We start from the raw sequence: 14875 nt of genomic DNA, 5'->3' as shown, positions 1-14875 counted from the left end.
CATGGATTTTTTTCTCGTATATACCATGGTTTGGTTTTTTGGAATGTTTGTCGTCTTGGGACTGATGCTATTTGCCGAATATACAAAACTCGACGAGTTGGAAAGTTACTTCAGTGAAAACGAAGAAGTTCGCAACAATAAGCGTTTTTGGCGACGAAACCAGTGGATCGACAGACAATATCGCATGATGCTGATTTTTGAATACCTTGCAGACTCTAAACGCCATGTGAAAGCCGGTCTTGTGACCGAAGCCGAACTGGCATCTATTCCTTTAGCGCTCAAACGTTGGGTGTTGTGGCCCTATTACCTTGCGTTCATTTGGGCTATCGCAACGGTCGTTTGGTCGGTTTGGCGCAGGTGGTGCAATATTCCAATTTGAACGAGGGAGGGAGTTTAACGATGTCGTTTTTTCCTGCTTACACCCTTGTAATGTCTATTGGGACGTTCGTCGTCCTGGGACTGATGCTTTTTGCCAAACGTACAAAACTCGACGAGCTGGAAAGTTACTTCAGCGAAAACGCAGAGGTTCGTAAACGTAAGCAACTCTGGGGGCCAAACCCGCGGTTCGGCGGATTTCATCGCATGGGCCTGATGATTGATATCCTGCTAATGTCAAAACGCTACGTGAAAGAAGGTCTTGTGACTGAGGAAGAGTTGGCCTGCGTTCCGTTATCACTTAAGCGTTGGGCCGTGTGGCCATATCGCCTTGCGATGATTTTGGCTATTAGCTGGGGCTATTGGTGCACTTGGCTCTAGTGGTCGCTCGTTTTCCTACACCTGAGCAGTTGATGCTGTTTCGCGTAAGGAAAAAGGACAGTACGGGTTACTTCACCGGCACCTGGAACGACCGCGAAGGTCAACCCAAACCCTGCACAACGCCGCTGTCCATAACTGAAGCTGTCAACCCGAAGGCCTGGATATTCCGTACTGGCAAGGGCCGGTGCAGTTTGAAGGTGGGGTTTCTAGGCGGCAAGATCATAGAGATCGATAGTGATTTGATCTTTCAACCAGAGGGGGCCTGACTATGGATTTTTTTCTCGTCTATACCATTGTGCTGTTTGTTGGGATGTCTATCCTCTTGGGACTGATGCTATTTGCCGAATATAAAAAACTCGATGAGTTGGAAAGTTACTTCAGTGAGAACGAAAAGGTTCGTTACCATAAGCGATTTTGGAAAAGAAATCAGCGGGTCGACAGATTTCATCGGATGGGCCTGATGATTGATTTTCTATCAAACCCAAAACCCTTTTTGAAAGCAGGTCTTGTGACCGAGGCCGAGTTGGCGTCTGTTCCTATAGCACTCAAGCGTTGGGCACTTTGGCCGTATCGTCTTTCTTTTATTTGGCTGATCGCATCAGTCGTTTGGGGAATTTGGTACCGATGGTAGCTCACTTATCCTCACCGGTACCCGGATGAACCTGAGTATTCCGTACTGGAAAGGCCGGTGAGGTTTAAGGGGCTCTGGAGATGACCAGATATTAGCACTTTCTGTAGGCGCCGATCTTCTTCTGTGTAGGCAACTTCCTAAATGTGATTGAGCCCCCTGGGGCTTGTGTCCGGACAGTATTCGATTGCCTATATTTCGACGCCAACTTCATTGGTGATTTGATATTCCAGCCAGAGGGGGCTTAACCATGGATTTTTTTCTCGCCTATACCATTGTTTGGTTTTTTGGAATGTTTGTCATCTTGGGACTTATGCTATTTGCCGAATATACAAAACTCGACGAGTTGGAAGGTTACTTCAGTGAAAATGAAGAAGTCCGCAACAACAAGCGCTTTTGGCGACGAAACCAGTGGATCGACAGACAATATCGCATGATGCTGATTTTTGAATACCTTGCAGACTCTAAACGCCATGTGAAAGCCGGTCTTGTGACCGAAGCCGAACTGGCGTCTATTCCTTTAGCGCTCAAACGTTGGGTGTTGTGGCCCTATTACCTTGCGTTCATTTGGGCCATCGCAACGGTGGTTTGGTCGGTTTGGCGCAGGTGGTGCAACGTCATCATCTGAAAGGCACTGCATTCCTTTCAAAAAATACTGTACATACATACAGTAATATCCTACAGTCCATCCCAGGTGACCGGATGTCACCTGACCTTCAGTTTTTAACTATGGATGGATAAAAAATGAAATCGAAAAAAAACCTTATGCTGGGTGCAGCCATGGCGGCCTCCTGCTTCGTTTCGGCCTTCGCCCTGGCCGAGCAATACCCTCACCTGGCTGCGCAAGCGCTTCAACCCAACGTCAAACAGGCGTTGAAATCCGGTGCAAAAATCGCCGCCAACAAGGCTCCCACTGCGCTGAAACAGCAACTGCGGGCAGGCGCTCAGTCGAAGAAAGCGGTATTCGTCGCGAAGGCCGAGGCCGATTCGGTGGTGGAAGACAACACCGCGCCGGCCCCCGTCACCCAAGTACAGAAAGCCACTGCCAAACAGGCTGCTGCAGTGCAGGCGGCGCTGGTTCAGGGCTGTGAAACCACGCTGGATGTCAACGCGCTCTATACGATCACCGGCGTGCAAACCGGCGACCTGCTGTGCTACCACTTCAACCTGCCGAAGAAGGCCCGGATCAACGCTCTGCTGGTCAGCCAGACGGCGGGCACCGACATGTCGTTGACCTTGTTCCAGGACGACGGCCAGGGCAATCCGCTGCCCTTGGGCACCTCCAATAACCCGGGCACCGCTGATGAGAGCCTTGGCGGCGTGGTGCCGGCCGGTGATTACTACTGGTTCATGGAAGCCAACGCGGCGGTCCAGGGGTCGGGCTTTCAGTTCGGTGTGGCGGTCGATACCAACCTTGACGCCTTCGAACCCAATGACTCGCCGGACACCGCCTTCAAACTGCCTGACACGCTGAACTACATCAGTGGCAATGCCGACAGTCTCGATGACGTTGATTACTTCGACTTCACCGCAGTACGTGGCCAGAGCGTGGGGATCGCATTGACTGCCGACGCCGCCAGCGGCAGCGCGCGGGGCAAATGGATACTGGAGCGTTTCGATGGCGCGCAGTGGGTCACCGTGGGCGCGAATGTGCTATCGACCTCGATCCCGAGCCCTGGCGTCGGAGGGGTGGTCAAGGTGCGCGTGCGTCCGAACCAGCACCCGAACGAACCGTGGAGCGCGACGGGCAAATACAACCTGTCGCTGGGTTCCAGCCCGCGGGTGAACAGCCCTGATGTAAAAGGCGAGGCGAACGTGTTGCGCATCCCGTTCTCCGCTTCCAATGTGGGCTATGGCTACATGACCACCCAAGCCTATCGCGACCTGACTTGGACCATGGGCCTGTCGGACAGCACCGGTGCGCCGCTGGTAGGGCTGCATCCGATTGTGTATCTCGATCAGCATATCAACCCGGACACCGGCAATATCGTCTACAAGGCCTACTCGGCAGCCACCGACAGCTCGGGTCAAGCCAGCGGCACGATCAACGTGGGCACGTGCTCCGGTGATTTCCAGACCACTTTTGTCGATTATGCCCAGGGCTACAAAAACACCTGGCGCAGCGACTTTAACTACGGCGCGTGGCGCATGGAAGTACTGGAGTATCCGGGCATCGGTGTCGGTGGTGACAATGTCGAGTACGTCAGCTTCGGCCACTTGTGCAAACAGACGCTGCTCAGCAGCACCAAGAGCTGATGCAGTAAACCGGTAGTACCCAGGGCATACAGGCCGAGCGCCTGTATGCCCTTTTTGCATTATGGCGTCAGCGCCAGTTTCAACGGCACGCGTGCCATGCTCTCGGGCGGTGGCGAATGTGCGAGTTTTTGCTCCAATAGGCGAACCCGCGCTAGGACGGGCTCAGGCGTGAACATTCAAATCAGCGGGTCCCAGCGTTGCGACCAGTCGCTTTCCGCCTTGACCACACCGCGCAGCAACTCCAGCGCCTGCTGCAACACGGCCGAATCCCGCGCCCGTGAGTACACCAGGAACGTCGGGAAGCTGAACTCCGGCGCCTTGGGCGCGCGTTGCATCACGCCGCTGTCGAGGTAGCTTTGCACCACTCGGGTACGGAAATACCCGGCACCGCCGTTCTCCAGAATGTACTGCAGCGCCAAAGGCCCGAGGTTGAAACTCAGCGCAGCGCGGGCCTTGTCGGGCAGCGCGGCGTCATGCTGCTGGCGAAACCCCGGGCCCCAGTCGATATACACATACGGGCCCGGCTTGCTCACCAGTTGCACCAGGATCAGCTTTTCTTCCAGCACCTGCTCCACCTGCAAACCTGGCCAGTACTGCGGCTGGAACACCAGCGCGGCGTCGAGCACACCCAGTTCCAATTGGCGCAGCAGGTATTCTCCCTCACGGATTTCCGTGCGCAGCGCATAGCCTGGGATATGTTCGCGCAAGGCCTGGGCCCAGCCGAGCATCAACGGGTTGCACAGGCTGACCTCACCGCCGATATGCAGCACATTGCGATAGCCCTCGGGCAATGGCAGGTCGCGGCGCGCGGCTTCCCAGGTTTGCAGCAGCTGGTTGGCGTACACCACAAAGGCCTCGCCGTCGGCGGTCAGCCGCGCACCGGCGCGGTTGCGCACAAACAGCGTGCTGTCCAGTTGGCTTTCGAGGTTCTTCACGCGGGCGGTGATGGCGGTCTGGGTGACGTGCAGTTTCTCGGCCGCCGCGGCCAGGCTGCCGCAGCGGGTGATTTCGAGGAAAGTGCGTGCCAGTTCGATGTCCATGAAGCCCCCGGGGATGATTGGGGGCCTATTGTAGTGGAATGCGCTCAAGAACTGTGGGAGGGGGCTTGCTCCCGATGGGGGTGTGCCAGAACCCGATCAGTCAACTGACACACTGCAATCGGGAGCAAGCCCCTCGCACCGTTGGGTTGGATCTACGCTGTTCCGGTGATCGGGGCTGGCAGGGGGGCGGTAGGGAATGCCTTTGCATATGCCTGGCAAACCCGCAACACCGTCTCATCGGCAAACCGCGCCGCCACCACGTGCAACCCCACCGGCAAGCCATTCGCCGCCAACCCGCACGGCACCGACGCTGCCGGTTGCTGGGTCAGGTTGAAGGGGTAGGTGAACGGTGTCCATTCCATCCATTCCTGCATCCCGGAGCCTGGCGGCACGTTGTGTCCGGCCTCGAACGCGGTGATCGGCATCATCGGCGACACCAGCACATCGTAGTGTTCATGGAATGCCGCCATCCGCGCCACCAGGGCTGCCCGTGCTTCCAGGGCCGCGCTGAAATCGTCCAGGCTCAGGCCCTCACCGCGTTGCGCGATACGCAGCAGGCCGGGGTCGAGCAGCTGTTTTTGCGCCTCGCTCATCGGGCCGGTCAGACGGGCCGCGCCGGCCGCCCATAAGGTGTTGAACACCTCCTGCGGGTCGCTGAAACCCGGGTCGATCTGTTCGACATGGGCGCCCAACTGCACCAGGCCCGCCACAGCCCGGGCGACCACTTTGGCCACCTGCGGGTCGACATCGACGTAGCCGAAGGTGGGGCTGTAGGCAATGCGCAGGCCCTTCAAGTCCACGGTCTCCGACAACCAGGGCGTGGTCCGTGGCGCGCCGATCAAGCCGTCTCGCGCATCCGGTTGTGCGACGGTTTGCAGCATCAAGACGCTGTCTTCCACGGTGCGGGTCATCGGCCCCAGGTGCGACAGGATCGTCATCGAACTGGCCGGCCACTGCGGCACATAGCCGAAGGTCGGCTTGATCCCGAAGGTGCCGGTAAACGCACAGGGAATGCGGATCGAGCCGCCGGCATCGCTGCCTTGGTGCAACACCCCCAGGTTCAGCGCAGCCGCCGCGCCCGCGCCGCCGGAGGAACCGCCGGTGGTCATGCGCGTGTCCCACGGGTTGCGGGTGATGCCGTACAGCGGGTTGTCGGTGACGCCTTTCCAGCCGAATTCCGGGGTGGTGGTCTTGCCCAGCAGCACCGCACCGGCCTTGCGCATAAACGCCGGGAAGGGCGCGTCCACGTCCCACGGGCCTTCGGCCGAAGAGGTGCGCGAGCCCTTGCGCGTGGGCATGCCGAGGGTCAGCGTGAGGTCCTTGATCGACGCCGGTACGCCATCCAGTGCGCCGCAGGGTGCGCCTTTCAACCAGCGCGCTTGCGAGGCGCGTGCGGCGTTGAGTGCGCCCTCGGCATCGACATGGCAATAGGCATTGACCAGCGGGTTATAGCGCTCGATGCGCAACAGCGCGTCTTCGGTGACTTCCACCGGCGACAAGCTCTTGTCACGAAAATGCTGCAGCAGTTGCACCGCCGTCAGTTGGCCGATCTCACTCATGCCTGATCCCCCTGTGCCGCATTGACCATGGCGCGCAGCAACACCGCGCAACCTGCCGCCAGATCATCCGGTGCGGCGTTCTCGATTTCGTTGTGGCTGATGCCGCCTTCGCACGGCACAAAAATCATCCCGGCCGGGCCCAGTTCGGCGACGAAAATCGCGTCGTGCCCAGCGCCGCTGACGATGTCCATATGGCTCAGGCCCAAGGCGTCGGCGGCGTCGCGCACGGCGTTGACGCAGGCCGGGTGGAAGTCCAGCGGCGGGAAGTCGGCGGTAGCGGTCAACTCGAACGTCAGGCCGTGGCGTGCAGCGCTGGCTTCGATCACGCCGCGCACTTCATCGACCATGGCCTGCAGCTTGTCGGCATGCAGATGGCGCAGGTCGATGGTCATCTGGACCTGGCCCGGAATCACATTGCGCGAACCGGGGCGCAGGCTCAGGCAGCCAACCGTGCCGCAGGCGTGGGGTTGCTGTTGATGTGCTATGCGGTTGACCGCGCTGACCACCTCGGCGGCGCCGACCAGGGCGTCCTTGCGCAGGTGCATCGGCGTCGGGCCGGCGTGGGCCTCGACGCCGGTGAGGGTCAGGTCGAACCACTTCTGGCCCAGGCAGCCCATCACCACGCCGATGGTGGTGGCGCGGTCTTCCAGCACCGGGCCTTGTTCGATATGCGCCTCGAAATACGCACCGACCGGATGGCCGAGCACCGCACGCGAACCGGCATAACCGATGCGCCGCAATTCGGCGCCCACCGACAGGCCCTGGTCGTCCTGCTTGTCCAAGGTGTCCTGCAAGTCGAACTTCCCGGCGAACACTCCAGAACCCATCATGCACGGCGGGAAGCGCGAGCCTTCTTCATTGGTCCATACCACCACCTCGATCGGCGCTTCGGTCTCGATCTTCAAATCATTGAGGGTGCGGATCACTTCCAGGCCGGCCATCACCCCGAAGCAACCGTCGAACTTGCCGCCGGTGGGCTGGGTGTCGATGTGGCTGCCGGTCATCACCGGCGGCAGGGCGGGATTGCGCCCTGGGCGCCGGGCAAAAATATTGCCGATGGCGTCGACGCTGACGCTGCACCCGGCCGCCTCGCACCACTGCACGAACAGGTCGCGGGCCTGGCGGTCGAGGTCGGTGAGGGCCAGGCGGCACACGCCGCCTTTGACGGTGGCGCCGAGTCGGGCCAGGTCCATCAGCGATTGCCACAGGCGGTCGCGGTTGATCAGCGGGGCGTTGCTCTGGAGCGGTTGTGCAAAGCTATTCATCTTCGAACTCCGGTCAGGCACTCAGGGCCAGGTAGCGGTTCTTGATCGTCGGGTCGGCGCGGAAGGCTTGCGCGCTGCCCTCGTACACCACGCGGCCCTGTTCGAGCACGTAATGGCGATCGGCGAGCTTGTCGCAGACCGTCAGGTTCTGTTCCACCAGCAGCACCGGCAGGCCGTCGTCCTTGACCTTGCGCAGGATCTTCACCAACTCGTCGACGATCACCGGGGCCAGGCCTTCGGTGGGTTCGTCGAGGATCAGCAGCTTGGGATCGTTGAGCAGGGCGCGGGCGATGGCGAGCATCTGTTGCTCGCCGCCGGAGAGCGCGTGGCCGGCGTTTTTGCGTCGCTCCTTGAGGCGCGGGAACATGCCGTAGACGTCTTCGAGTTGCCAGCGGCTGCTCTTGCGCGCGGCGATGCGCAGGTTTTCCTCGACGGTGAGCAGGCGGAAGATCCCGCGGTTCTCCGGCACCAACGCCAACCCCTGGCGTGCGATTTCAAAGATCTTCTGGCCCACCAGCGCCTGGCCGTTGAAGTGGATCTGGCCCTGGCGCGGGCAGATGATGCCGAGGATGCTGCGCAGCGTGGTGGTCTTGCCAGCGCCGTTGCGGCCGAGCAGGGTCACCAGTTCGCCGGGGTTGACGGTCAGCGACACGCCTTCGAGCACGTGGCTCTTGTCGTAGTAGGAATGGATATTCTCGACGATCAGCATCAGGCAGCCTCCCCAAGATAAGCCGTTCGCACACGTTCATCGGCGCGCACGAACTCCGGCGTGCCTTCCACCAGGATCTGGCCGTGGCTCATCACCGTGATGCGCTGGCTGATGGACATGACGATGCTCATGTTGTGTTCGATCAGCAGCACCGTGTGGTCGCGGCCCAGGTCGCTGATCAGTTGAGTCATGATCGGGATGTCATCGATGCCCATGCCCGAGGTGGGCTCGTCGAGCATCAACAGTTTTGGCTTGGAACAGATCGACATGCCCACCTCCAGCACCCGTTGCTGGCCATGGGACAACTCGCCGGCCAGGGTCGCGGCGCGGGCCGTGAGTTGCAGGCGTTCGAGCACCTGGTCGGCCATCTCCAGGTGTTCGCGCTTGCTCTCGACCCGACGCCAGAAATTCAAGGCACGCGCACCGTCGCGACCTTGGGCGGCCAGGCGCAGGTTTTCGCGCACGCTGAGGTTCTGGAACAGGCTGGTGAGCTGGAACGAACGCGCCATACCGAGGCCGACGCGGGCGTGGGCCGGTTTGCGCATCAGTGGCTGGCCGTCGAAATGGATCGCCCCGGCGGTGGCCTGGCGTTCGCCGGTCAGGCAGTGGAACAGGCTGGTCTTGCCCGCGCCGTTGGGGCCGATGATGGTGTGGATGGTGCCGGCCGCGACCTTCAGGTTGACGCCGTTGACCGCATGGAACGCGCCATAGGCCAGCTCCAGGTTGTTGGTTTCCAACAGGATGCTCATAGCCCTTGCTCCTTGGCGACGACGACGGCCTTGCGGCGGCCGCGCACTTTCTCGAACAGCGACGCCAGGCCGCCCCACAAACCACCGCGCATGAAGATCACCACCAGGATCAGGATCACCCCCAGCAGCATCAGCCAGCGCGGCCACAGGTCGGAGAGGAAATCCCCCAGCAGCACGATGGAACCGGCGCCCAGCAACGAACCGAACAGCGAGCCGGTGCCGCCGACGATGGTCATGATCAGGATGTTCTCGGACATCGCCAGGTCGATATTCGACAGCGGCACAAAGTGCAGCAACATGGCGTACAGCGCCCCGGCAATCCCGGTGACCGCGCCGGACAGCACGAACACCAGGATCTTGAAGTGGCGCGTGTCATAGCCGATGGCCGAGGCACGGGTTTCGTTTTCGCGGATCGCCATCAGCGTGCTGCCGAACGGCGAGGCGATGACGCGGCGTGCGCCGATAAAGATCAGCAGGAACAGCACCGCGACAAAACCGTAGAACGCACGGGTGTCGGCCAACGACAGCAACACGCTGTCGCCGATGCGGATCTCCGGGCGCGGCACGCTGAGCAGGCCGTTGTCGCCGCCGGTCCAGTCGCTCAGGGTGTAGGCGACGAAATACGCCATCTGGCTGAACGCGAGCGTCAGCATGACGAAGTAGATGCCGGTGCGGCGGATCGCCAGGGCACCCACCAGCAGCGCCAGAAAGCCGCCGGCCACGGCAGCGCCGAGCAGTGCGCTGAACAGACCCAGTTGCAGGTGGATCATCAGCAGCGCCGCGCAGTACGCACCGGCCCCGAAGAAGATGCCTTGGCCGAACGACAACAGCCCGGTGTAGCCGAGCAACAGGTTGCAGGCCAGGGCGGCCATGGCAAAGATCAGGATCTCGCTGGCCAGGGTCGCCGAGGGCAGGACCAGCGGCAGGCCGATCAGCACTGCCAGCACCCACAGCAACATCGCTTTGGATTGGGTCTTGGCGAACGGCAGGGGATTTTTCTCGCTCATGTCAGGCTCTCCCGAACAGGCCGTAGGGGCGGACCAGAATCACCACGGCCATCGCGCCGTAGATCATCAGGCTCGCACCCTGGGGCCAGAGTGTGGTCATCAGGCTTTGCACCACGCCCACCAGCAAACCGCCGACCAGCGCGCCGCTGAACGAGCCCATGCCGCCGATGACGACAACCACAAAGGCGATCCCGAGAATTTCCGGTCCGACAAAGGGCTGGGCACCGCGCAACGGCGCGAACAGTACGCCGGCCATGCCGGCCAGGCCGACGCCGAGGGCAAAGGTCATGGAGAACAGGCGGAAGATATTCGTGCCCAGCAGCGACACGGTTTCGGTGCTCTCGCTGCCGGCGCGCACCAGTGCGCCGAAGCGCGTGCGTTCCAGCAGCAGCCACAGGCCCAGGCCCACCAGCCCGGAAAATACGATGAGGAACAGGCGGTAATAGGGATAGACGAAATCGCCCAGCACCAGCACCCCGCGCAGCAGTTCCGGCACGGCGACGCTTTTGCCCACCGGGCCCCAGATCATCACGCTGGCTTCCTGGATGATCAGCGCGATCCCCAGCGTCACCAGGATCTGGAACATGTGCGGCAAGTGATAAATCCGCTGGATCAGCAAGCGCTCGATCACCCACGCCAGCGCGGCCACCACCAGCGGTGCCAGCAGCAGCGCCAGCCAGAAGCTGCCGGTGAGGCTCACGGCGGTGTAGCAGATGTAGGCGCCCAGCAGGAAGAACGCGCCGTGGGCGAAGTTGACGAAGTTGAGCAGGCCGAAAATGATCGTCAGCCCGACCGCGATCAGGAAGTAGATCATCCCCAGGCCAAGGCCATTGAGTATCTGGAACAGGTAAAGATTGAGCATGCAGGAACCCTCGGCAGGAAGCCGCTCGCGCGGCCCTGCGGTGCAAATAGTCAGGGGGTCAGCCGAGCGTGCAGCCCGTGGCCTCGACCGGCGGGAATGACTGGCCGGCGCTGAGCACCTTGGCCAGGTCGTCCTTGTCGGCCATGTCGGCGGCGGCCTTGCCGATCAGCAGGTAGTAATCCTTGATCACCTGGTGGTCGCCGGCACGGATCGACTCTTTGCCGGTGGGGCCCTCGAAACTCAGGCCCTGCATGGCCTTGGCCACGGTCGGCCCGTCGAAGCTGCCGGTGGCGATGATGGTGTCCAGCATGACCTTGGTGCTGATGTAGTCGGCGGCCAGCGGGTAAGTGGGGTTGATGCCGTACTTGGCCTGGGTCAGCTTGACCAGTTCGCGGTTGAGCGGGCTGTCGACCTGGTGCCAGTACTGCGCGCCGAGGTACACGCCTTCGAGCACATCGCTGCCCAGTTCCTGGAACTGGTCAAGGCCGGCAGACCACACCAGCAGCACTTTCATGCGCTCCTTGATGCCGAAGTTGACCGCCTGGCGCAGGGTGTTGGACGACTGGCTGCCGAAGTTGAGCAGCACCAGCACGTCGGGCTTGGTGGCGATGGCGTTGGTCAGGTAGCCGGAGAATTCCTGCTCCTGCAGCGAGTGGTAGCTGTTGCCGACGTGTTCCAGGCCATGTTCCTTGAGCACGTTTTTGGCGCCCTCGAGCAAGGCTTCGCCGAACACGTATTGCGGGGTGATGGTGTACCAGCGCTTGGCGTCCGGCAGCAGCTTGATCAGCGGCACCAGGGTTTCGCGGATCGCGCCGTAGGTCGGCACCGACCAGCGGAAGGTCGCGTGGTTGCAGTCTTTGCCGGTGACTTCATCGGCGCCCACCGGGGTCATGAACACGCCGCCGGCCTTGTCGACTTCCTTGGCCACTGCCAACGCCGACGACGACAAGGTGCAGCCCTGGAAGAACCGCGCGCCGTCCTGCGCAATCGCTTCCTGTACCTTGCGCACCGCCTTGCCCGCGTTGCCTTCGGTGTCGATGACCTTGTAGTTCAGCGGGCGCCCAAGAATCTCGGGGTGCTGCGCCACCGCCAGGCGCGAACCCATGTCGGCGAACTTGCCATAACTGGCAAAGGCGCCAGACATGGACTTGAGGCCGTAAAAGGTAAAAGGCTCGGCGGCGAATGCCGAGCGCACGCTCAGCGGCAGGCTGAGGGCGGAGGCGAGGGTGAGGCTGGCTTTCAATAACGTACGACGCTGCATGGGGTGACTCCCTGGTTTAGTTATTGGCAGGAGCGGCAAGGGCGATACGGTGGAGCAGGGCCTGTGGGCAGGCATTTTTTTATTGGGGTAACGCAGTGTGCGGGTTGGAATGCAGTCAACTGTGGGAGGGGCGGTGCGACGATTTGACTTGCTCCCGATAGCGGTGTGTCAGTCGATATAGCGGTGACTGTGCCGGCCTCATCGGGAGCAAGCTCCCTCCCACATTGGAGCTGGGGTGTTCTTAAGAGTGATCGAACTCCAGTAGAAAATGCGGGCTGACCTGGCCTTCGAGCGCGGTCATATGGTGTTCGGCGTCGCACATGTGTTCATGCATCAGGCTGCGCACCGCGCTTTCATCGCCGGCGCGAAAGGCGCTCAACAGTTGCTTGTGATAGTCGAGGTTGGCCGCGTCGAACTGCTTGCGCTTGGGCTTGTAGGCTTTTTTCAGCACCACCAGGTCGCGCAGCAGGTCGTTGAGAAATTGCGCCGTAAAGCTCAGCAGCGGGTTGGGGCAGGCCTTGGCGAGCAGGTTGTGGAACTCCAGTTCCGCCAGGCGTTGTTCGCGCTGGCCGGCCTCGCTGTCTTCCGGCGCGCTGCAAAAATCCACGTTGGCCTGCAGGGCCTGGTAGTCGTCTTCGCTCAGGCGCCCGAGCACCGACACCGCCAGTTCCACTTCGATGACCTTGCGCAACTGGTATACCTGCTCGCCATCCAGGTGCTGGAAGTGCAGGTAGTTGCGCAGCGCGCGGCTGGCCGGTTCGGTGCCGGCCTGGTTCAGGTAGGCTCCGCCACTCGGGCCGGTGCGCGTGCTGACCAGGCCTTCGACTTCCAGGGCCTTGAGCGCTTCGCGGGCCGAGCCCTTGGAGCACTGGAAGCTTTCCATCAACTCGCGCTCGGTGGGCAGGCGGTCGCCGGGCTTCAAGGCGTCGGTGACGATGGAGCGCTTGACCGACTCGACAATCACGTCGGACAGCTTCTGGCGTTTGCGTCGTAGCGGGCGAGTGAGCATGAGGTCTATTTATCGTATTAATGCGGATAAATAGCACTTAATAACGATTGGGCCGTAGCGTCAACGCAGGGTGTCGTTTCTGGTGTGGAAAGGTCGCAAACGGAGATTCATTGCACAGTGGCATCCGTACACACCGTCGAGCGCGGCGGTTTGTTCCCATGCATCAGATAATCGCCCACCCACTGGTTCACACAGGCACTCACGCCGCTGAACGAAACCCCGTGGGCATAGGCGTTCTTCAGTTGTACGCGGCTCGCCGGGAAGGTGCGCTCGAAGGCCCAGGCGGCGCCGGTGGACGGGGTTTGGTCGTCGAATTCGGCCTGGACCATCAGCAGACTGTCGAGCCGGGCGAGTTCCTTGTACGGCAAGCCCCGGCTGTGTTGTTGCGGCCAGGTGGTGCATTGGCGCGCCTCGAGGGCGCTGCCGGCGACCGGGTACTTGGCGAGCGATTCGGTTTCTTTCTGCTGCCAGAGGTCTTCGTTGGAGTAGGTCGAGTCATTGCACAGGATCGCGGTTTTGACCGAGTCGGCGGCCGACATGCGCAACGGCCCGGGCTTGGGCACGTTGGCCTGCAAGGGTTCGCGCACGCGTTGCAGCAGCAGGCTGAACATCGACTTGGCGCGCTCTTCAATCACCGGGTCGGGGCTGAAGCGGTGTGCGCGGGCACGCGTTTCCAGCGCCAGGTCGTCGCCGTCGGGAGTGTCCCGCAGCCAGCGGCTGAGCACATGGGCGCCCATCAGGCCGGCGGGGTCGCTGTAGAAACGGTTGCTGGAACGCAGTGCAGTACGCACGCTGGGCAGCAGTTCCATGAACACACGGCGCACGGCGGCCGGCGTGTCGCCCAGCTGATACACGCCAGGGTCGAGGGCGGCGGCCTGGGCCACGAAGCGCTCGAAAATCTTCTCCTTTTCGCTGGCGACGATCACGCTGGCGTGCTCGAACGTGGAGGTCCAGTTGATGTTCGAGTCGAGCACCATGCGCCCCACGTTCGCCGGAAACAGGCCGCCGTACCAGGCGCCGAGCCAGGTGCCGTAGGCGTTGCCCAGGTAGTTGAACTGCAACTCGCCCAATTGCTTGCGCACAAATTCCAGGTCGCGGGCGGTTTGCTCGGTGGTGATATAAGGCGTCAGCGGGTGGCTGGCGCAGGCTTGGGCGATCAACCGCGCATTCTGGCGCGCGGCGGCGAGGTTGGCCGCGCTGCGGTCTTCGCTGACGTCCGCTTGCGGCACGATCCGCGCGTCGGAGCGGCATTCCAGGCGTGAGCCCGGCAGCCGGCCCAGGCCCCGCGGGGTGACTTCGATCACATCATAGGTATCGGCCAACTGGCGGTAAGTGTCGCCCCAGTCGGGTTGCCGCGCGTAGTGCTTCCAGACGGTGGCCAGGTGTACGGCGAAGGCGCCGCCGGCGTCGAGCCCGGGCCCCCCCGGGTTGGCGAATATCGCGCCCTGGCGTGACAGCGGCAGTTTGGCGCCGACGCGGGTGATGTCGAAGCTGATGCGACCACGCTCTGGCGCCCCATGGTCCAGGGGCGCGGTGACGATGCCGCATTGGGTGCGTTCGATGACTTCCGGGTCCAGGCGTTCGAGCGCCGGCTGCGGGCAGTCCAGGAACCATTCGATGCCGAACGGCGAGCGCGGCGTTTCAGCGTAAGCGCCGGTGGGCGCCAGGGCTGCGACCAGCACCAGGCAACGGTAGGTGATTGCGCTTGCAGCTGGAAGGGGGTTCATCAGCGATCCTGGCCTGTCGTGTGAGAAAAAGAAGCCACTGTTGTGGC

At 61.7% G+C, this 14875-nt stretch carries 15 protein-coding genes and 1 pseudogene; 6 read left to right on the top strand and 10 right to left on the bottom strand.

From position 1 onward, the window contains the following. Window position 1 precedes the first annotated feature (1 nt). The 6 genes and pseudogenes from PverR02_RS20550 to PverR02_RS20525 all read left to right on the top strand — a co-directional run bounded on the left by PverR02_RS20550 (window position 2) and on the right by PverR02_RS20525 (window position 3640). The gene (locus tag PverR02_RS20550) at window positions 2-379 is read left to right on the top strand and encodes a hypothetical protein (RefSeq protein ID WP_079444278.1); all 378 of its coding nucleotides are present in this window, start codon (window positions 2-4) and stop codon (window positions 377-379) included. Between the two features lie 20 nt (window positions 380-399). After that, window positions 400-756, top strand: a complete 357-nt coding sequence (locus PverR02_RS20545; RefSeq protein WP_079444277.1) for a hypothetical protein — start codon at window positions 400-402, stop codon at window positions 754-756. Between the two features lie 26 nt (window positions 757-782). Next, window positions 783-991: pseudogene (locus tag PverR02_RS20540) on the top strand (hypothetical protein); the annotation flags it as partial. 33 nt (window positions 992-1024) lie between these two features. Further along, on the top strand, window positions 1025-1387 hold the full coding sequence (locus PverR02_RS20535; protein ID WP_079444275.1) for a hypothetical protein: 363 nt from the start codon (window positions 1025-1027) through the stop codon (window positions 1385-1387). Between the two features lie 247 nt (window positions 1388-1634). Beyond that, a complete protein-coding gene (locus PverR02_RS20530; protein ID WP_079444274.1) occupies window positions 1635-2012 on the top strand; it encodes a hypothetical protein in 378 nt (125 codons plus the stop codon). Between the two features lie 116 nt (window positions 2013-2128). After that, window positions 2129-3640 carry a hypothetical protein gene (locus PverR02_RS20525; RefSeq protein WP_079444273.1) on the top strand — a complete coding sequence of 504 codons (1512 nt, stop codon included), beginning with the start codon at window positions 2129-2131 and terminating at the stop codon, window positions 3638-3640. Window positions 3641-3816: 176 nt separating this feature from the next. Here PverR02_RS20525 and PverR02_RS20520 read toward each other — a convergent pair whose 3' ends face one another. The 10 genes from PverR02_RS20520 to PverR02_RS20475 form a co-directional block, all read right to left on the bottom strand. After that, window positions 3817-4680: a LysR family transcriptional regulator gene (locus PverR02_RS20520; RefSeq protein WP_017847522.1), complete on the bottom strand. Its 864-nt coding sequence runs from the start codon at window positions 4678-4680 to the stop codon at window positions 3817-3819. 152 nt (window positions 4681-4832) lie between these two features. Further along, a complete protein-coding gene (locus PverR02_RS20515) occupies window positions 4833-6239 on the bottom strand; it encodes an amidase (RefSeq protein WP_079444272.1) in 1407 nt (468 codons plus the stop codon). Continuing rightward, a complete protein-coding gene (locus PverR02_RS20510) occupies window positions 6236-7504 on the bottom strand; it encodes a Zn-dependent hydrolase (RefSeq protein ID WP_079444271.1) in 1269 nt (422 codons plus the stop codon). The genes PverR02_RS20515 and PverR02_RS20510 overlap by 4 nt, the downstream gene beginning before the upstream one ends. Before the next feature lie 13 nt (window positions 7505-7517). Next, the gene (locus tag PverR02_RS20505) at window positions 7518-8213 is read right to left on the bottom strand and encodes an ABC transporter ATP-binding protein (protein ID WP_079444270.1); all 696 of its coding nucleotides are present in this window, start codon (window positions 8211-8213) and stop codon (window positions 7518-7520) included. Beyond that, entirely contained in the window at window positions 8213-8962 is a 750-nt protein-coding gene (locus PverR02_RS20500; RefSeq protein WP_046382791.1) for an ABC transporter ATP-binding protein, read from the bottom strand. Before PverR02_RS20500 ends, PverR02_RS20505 begins: the two co-directional genes overlap by 1 nt. Further along, window positions 8959-9969 (bottom strand): branched-chain amino acid ABC transporter permease, encoded by a 1011-nt coding sequence (locus tag PverR02_RS20495; RefSeq protein ID WP_079444269.1) that lies wholly within the window; start codon window positions 9967-9969, stop codon window positions 8959-8961. The genes PverR02_RS20500 and PverR02_RS20495 overlap by 4 nt, the downstream gene beginning before the upstream one ends. Window position 9970: 1 nt before the next feature. Beyond that, on the bottom strand, window positions 9971-10831 hold the full coding sequence (locus tag PverR02_RS20490; RefSeq protein WP_046382793.1) for a branched-chain amino acid ABC transporter permease: 861 nt from the start codon (window positions 10829-10831) through the stop codon (window positions 9971-9973). Window positions 10832-10889: 58 nt separating this feature from the next. Continuing rightward, window positions 10890-12092: an ABC transporter substrate-binding protein gene (locus tag PverR02_RS20485; RefSeq protein WP_046382794.1), complete on the bottom strand. Its 1203-nt coding sequence runs from the start codon at window positions 12090-12092 to the stop codon at window positions 10890-10892. 241 nt (window positions 12093-12333) lie between these two features. After that, window positions 12334-13101: a FadR/GntR family transcriptional regulator gene (locus PverR02_RS20480; RefSeq protein WP_046382795.1), complete on the bottom strand. Its 768-nt coding sequence runs from the start codon at window positions 13099-13101 to the stop codon at window positions 12334-12336. 107 nt (window positions 13102-13208) lie between these two features. Beyond that, window positions 13209-14828 (bottom strand): alpha/beta fold hydrolase, encoded by a 1620-nt coding sequence (locus tag PverR02_RS20475; protein ID WP_079444268.1) that lies wholly within the window; start codon window positions 14826-14828, stop codon window positions 13209-13211. Between the last annotated feature and the right edge of the window lie 47 nt (window positions 14829-14875).

The organism is Pseudomonas veronii (genome assembly GCF_002028325.1).
Taxonomy (GTDB): domain Bacteria; phylum Pseudomonadota; class Gammaproteobacteria; order Pseudomonadales; family Pseudomonadaceae; genus Aquipseudomonas; species Aquipseudomonas veronii.
The sequence above is the reverse complement of the archived record's forward strand: the minus strand, read 5'-3'. Positions and strand labels throughout refer to the sequence as shown.